This window comes from Sulfurivermis sp. (genome assembly GCF_059410345.1).
The window spans coordinates 1-4,227 of record NZ_JBLJDO010000043.1 but is presented as its reverse complement, the minus strand read 5'-3'; the positions used below and the strand labels follow the sequence as shown (position 1 = coordinate 4,227).

Annotated in this window: 5 protein-coding genes; 4 read left to right on the top strand and 1 reads right to left on the bottom strand. The window is 67.5% G+C overall.

From position 1 onward, the window contains the following. Positions 1-238: 238 nt before the first annotated feature. From ACMV8A_RS15565 to ACMV8A_RS15550, 4 genes are read left to right on the top strand one after another with little or no spacing between them, the layout of a single operon-like run. Positions 239-1,438 carry a TonB-dependent receptor gene (locus ACMV8A_RS15565; protein WP_495326799.1) on the top strand — a complete coding sequence of 400 codons (1,200 nt, stop codon included), beginning with the start codon at positions 239-241 and terminating at the stop codon, positions 1,436-1,438. Between the two features lie 13 nt (positions 1,439-1,451). Further along, positions 1,452-2,357 carry a metal ABC transporter substrate-binding protein gene (locus ACMV8A_RS15560; RefSeq protein ID WP_495326792.1) on the top strand — a complete coding sequence of 302 codons (906 nt, stop codon included), beginning with the start codon at positions 1,452-1,454 and terminating at the stop codon, positions 2,355-2,357. Beyond that, the gene (locus tag ACMV8A_RS15555; RefSeq protein ID WP_495326798.1) at positions 2,354-3,109 is read left to right on the top strand and encodes a metal ABC transporter permease; all 756 of its coding nucleotides are present in this window, start codon (positions 2,354-2,356) and stop codon (positions 3,107-3,109) included. Before ACMV8A_RS15560 ends, ACMV8A_RS15555 begins: the two co-directional genes overlap by 4 nt. Continuing rightward, positions 3,106-3,567, top strand: a complete 462-nt coding sequence (locus tag ACMV8A_RS15550; protein ID WP_495326797.1) for a HugZ family pyridoxamine 5'-phosphate oxidase — start codon at positions 3,106-3,108, stop codon at positions 3,565-3,567. Before ACMV8A_RS15555 ends, ACMV8A_RS15550 begins: the two co-directional genes overlap by 4 nt. A gap of 28 nt (positions 3,568-3,595) precedes the next feature. Here ACMV8A_RS15550 and ACMV8A_RS15545 read toward each other — a convergent pair. Beyond that, positions 3,596-4,227: RtcB family protein (locus tag ACMV8A_RS15545; RefSeq protein WP_495326796.1), on the bottom strand; the 632-nt coding region annotated here is incomplete at its 5' end.

Below are 4,227 nucleotides of genomic sequence, written 5' to 3'. Positions count from 1 at the left end.
TTCGCCAGCCCGCTGGGCAACGGCGCCACCCCCGCGGCCACGCTGCCCCGGCCGCCGCAGGCCGCCGTGCGGGTGCAGCACGACCGGCGCGCCGCCACGGTGTTGCCGCAACCCCATCGCCACACCCTGGGCCAACGCGGCCCGCCCCTTGACGCCTGATCCGCAACATCGCTGCATCTGATCCGCTCCGGCCCGAGCAGGGCCGGAACCTCGATCCGCACATATCAGGAGTCAACGCATGAAACGCATCGCTCTGGCCATCGTGGCCTGCTGCGCGGCGCCCGTCTGGGCTGCCGGCAGCAACAGCTTCAACCCGGACATCTCCCTCATCCTGCAGGGCCGCTACCTCAGCGCCAAAGACCTGGAGGAACGCCACATCAGCGGCTTCCTGCCCGCCGGCGAACATGACCACGGCAGCGGCCGCGGCTTTTCCCTCGACCACACCGAACTGACCTTCTCCGCCAACGTCGATCACTATTTCCGCGGCTACGCCAACTTCGCCGTTATCGACGAAAAGATCGAAGTGGAAGAAGCCTGGTTCCAGACCCTGGCGCTGGACCACGGCTTCACGGTTAAGGGCGGCCGCTTCCTCTCCGGCATCGGTTACGCCAACGAACACCATCCCCACGCCTGGGACTTCGCCGACCAGAGCCTGGCCTATCGGGTTCTGTTCGGCGAACACCTGATCCAGGACGGCGTGCAGGCGCGCTGGCTGGCCCCCACCGACACCTTCCTTGAATTCGGCGTCGAGGCGGCGCGCGGCCAGTTCTTCCCCGGCTCGGAACAGGGCGGCGACAGGAACGGCGCCGGCACCTGGGCCGCCTTCGCCCGCCTCGGCGACGACTGGGGCGACTCACACAGCTGGCGCGCCGGCCTGTCCTACCTGCACGCCGGTCCCAAGGGCCGGGCATCCCATGTGGAAGACGCCAACGCCGTCGCGGCCCACCTCGACTTCAGCGGTGACTCCAAGACCTGGATCGCCGATTTCGTGTGGAAGTGGGCGCCGGACGGCAACAGCCGCGAACGCTACCTCAAGCTCCAGGCCGAATACTTCCAACGCCACGAAAGCGGCACGCTGGAATGCGAAGACAACAGCGCCGCCGGCGGCGCCAGCAACGGCACGGCGGGTGACTACGGCGCCAAACAATCCGGCTTCTACGCCCAGGCGGTATACCAGTTCATGCCACGCTGGCGCGTGGGCTACCGCTACGATTGGCTGGACTCCGGCACGGTGGACTACGGCGCCAACGACGACATGCTGGAGCACAGCAAGTACAACCCCACGCGCCACAGCGTGATGTTGGACTACTCACCGTCGGAGTTCTCGCGTCTGCGCCTGCAACTGGCCCAGGACCAGTCCATGCGTGATGTGACCGACAACCAGATCATCGTGCAGTACGTGATGAGTCTTGGCCCACACGGCGCGCACAAGTTCTGAGGGAGGTACTGCCATGAAACACTTGCTGCTTTCTGCTGCGCTGCTGGCGGCGCTACTGGCGCATAGCGCGGCGCATGCCGCGCTGGAGGTGCTGGCCTGCGAACCGGAGTGGGGCGCGCTGGTGACGGAACTGGCCGGCGACCAGGCCAGGGTGAGCGTGGCCACCACGCCGCGCCAGGACCCGCACCGCATCGAGGCGCGGCCCTCGCTCATCGCCCGCGCCCGCCGTGCCGATCTGCTGGTGTGCACCGGCGCGGAACTGGAGATCGGCTGGCTGCCTTTGTTGCAGCGCGAATCCGGCAACGCGAAGATCCAGGCCGGACAGCCCGGTCATTTCGAAGCCGCTGATTACGTGGCGCTGATCGAAAAACCGCAGACGCTGGATCGCGCCCTGGGCGACGTGCACGCCGCGGGCAATCCACATTTCCTGTTCGATCCACACACCCTGCCGGCGGTGGCCGAGGCGCTGACGGCACGGCTGCAAAAGATCGACCCCGCCCACAGCGCCCACTACGCCGCGCGCCTGACCGACTTCAAGCAGCGCTGGGCTGCCGCCCTGGCACGCTGGGAACAACGCGCCGCGCCGCTCAAGGGCACGCCGGTGGCGGTGCACCACAGGAACTGGAGCTACCTGATCCAGTGGCTGGGCATGGACATGGTGGTGGACCTGGAACCCAAGCCCGGCGTCGATCCGTCGGCGGCCTATCTGGCCGAGGTGGTCAAGCGGCTGGAACAGAAGCCGGCACGCATGGTACTGCGCGCCAACTACCAGTCGCCGCGTCCCTCGCAATGGGTGGAGCAACGCACTGGCATCAAGGCGGTGGAACTGCCCTTCACCGTCGGCGGCAGCGAGCAGGCGGTAGATTTGTTCAGCCTGTTCGACGACATCATCACGCGCCTGCTGGAGGGTCGCTCATGATCGACGATCTCTCCATCATCCTGCCCGCCTTCGTGGCGGGCCTGCTGGTGCTCGCCACCCACGTGCCGCTGGGGCGGCGCGTGCTGGAACGCGGCATCATCTTCATCGACATCGCCATCGCCCAGTTCGCCTCCCTCGGCGTGGTGCTGGCGCACATCCTGCACCTGGAGTCGGCCTGGATCATTCAGGCCGGCGCCTTCGCCGCCGCCCTCGGCGGTGCCGCCCTGCTCAACCTCAGTGAGCGGCTGTGGCCCGAGGTGCAGGAGGCGATCATCGGCAGCAGCTTCGTGGTGACGGCCTCGCTCGCCATCCTGCTGCTCGCCAACGATCCGCACGGTGGCGAGCAACTGCATCAACTCCTGGTGGGACAGATCCTGTGGACCACCTGGAACGATCTGCTGCCGCTGGCCGGCATCACCCTCCTGGTACTGGCCGCCTGGTTCGGCTTCGGCCTGCAGCGTTCGCGGCCCGGCTTCTATCTGCTGTTCGCCCTGGCGGTGACACTGTCGGTACAGATGGTGGGCGTATATCTGGTGTTTGCCAGCCTGATCCTGCCGGCGCTGGCCGTGCGCCGCAGTGGGCCGCGGCGCGGCCTGCTGCTGGGCTATGGCGTGGGTGCACTGGGCTACGGCCTCGGCCTGCTGCTGTCGCTGTGGTTCGACCTGCCTTCGGGCGCAATCATCGTCTGCACCCTAGCCGCCGGCGCCGTGGTGCTGCTGCCGCTGGCGCGGCAGGGTAAACTTGCCGCATGAACGACGATTCCATGCGCCACCGTCTGCAACGCCTGGTGCAGCAGCGCCGCTGGGCGGCGCTCGCCACCAGCGACGCCACCGGCACACCCATGGCCTCCATGGTGGCTTATGTCGCAGGCAACGACACCCGCAGCATCTATCTGCATCTCTCGCGCCTCGCCGCCCACACCGGCAACCTGCTCGCCAACGGCAAGGCGGCCCTGGTGATCAGTGAAGACGACGACGGCAGCGGCGACCCGCAGGAACTGGCGCGCGTCACGCTGCAAGGCAAGGTCACAGTAGTAGCCCGCGACAGCGACGAATACCGCCGCGCCCGTGACCGTTACCTGGAAGGCCTGCCCGCCTCCGAGCAACTATTCGAGTTTCCCGACTTCATCCTGTTTCGCATCGATGTGGAATCGGCACGCTTCGTCGGCGGCTTCGCCCAGGCGCGCAGCTTCGGCCCCGGCGATCTCTGAACGCATTTCCCCCTCGAAACGCCAGAAATTATCCCTTCACACACACCATCGGCACCAGCCGCGCCACCTTGCGCGCCAGTCCTGCGGCATGCGCCGCATCCACCACCGCCGACACATCCTTGTAGGCGCCCGGCGCCTCTTCCGCCACGCCGCGCAGCGAGGGACTGCGGATGAGAATGCCGCGTGCGGCCAATTCGTCCACTACATTGCGGCCATGCCACTGCCGCGTTGCCGCATGACGGCTCATGGCGCGGCCCGCGCCATGACAGGCGGAACTGAAGGCACGCGCCTCGCTGTCCTTGGTGCCGACCAGAATGTAGGAACTGGTCCCCATGGAGCCGCCGATGAGTACCGGCTGGCCGGCGGCGCGCAACGTGTCCGGCAGCTCGCGGTGGCCCGGGCCGAAGGCGCGGGTGGCACCCTTGCGGTGCACGAACAGACGCCGCGGCCTGCCGTCGATACTGTGCTCCTCCACCTTGCAGGTGTTGTGCGACACGTCGTAGAGCAGATCGAGCCGGGCCTGCGGGACGAGTCGCGCAAACACCTCGCGCGTCAGGTGGGTGATGATCTGGCGGTTGGCCAGGGCGCAATTGATCGCCGCGCGCATGGCGCCGAGATAGCGCTGCCCCAGCGGCGAGTCGATGGGGGCGCAGGCCAGTT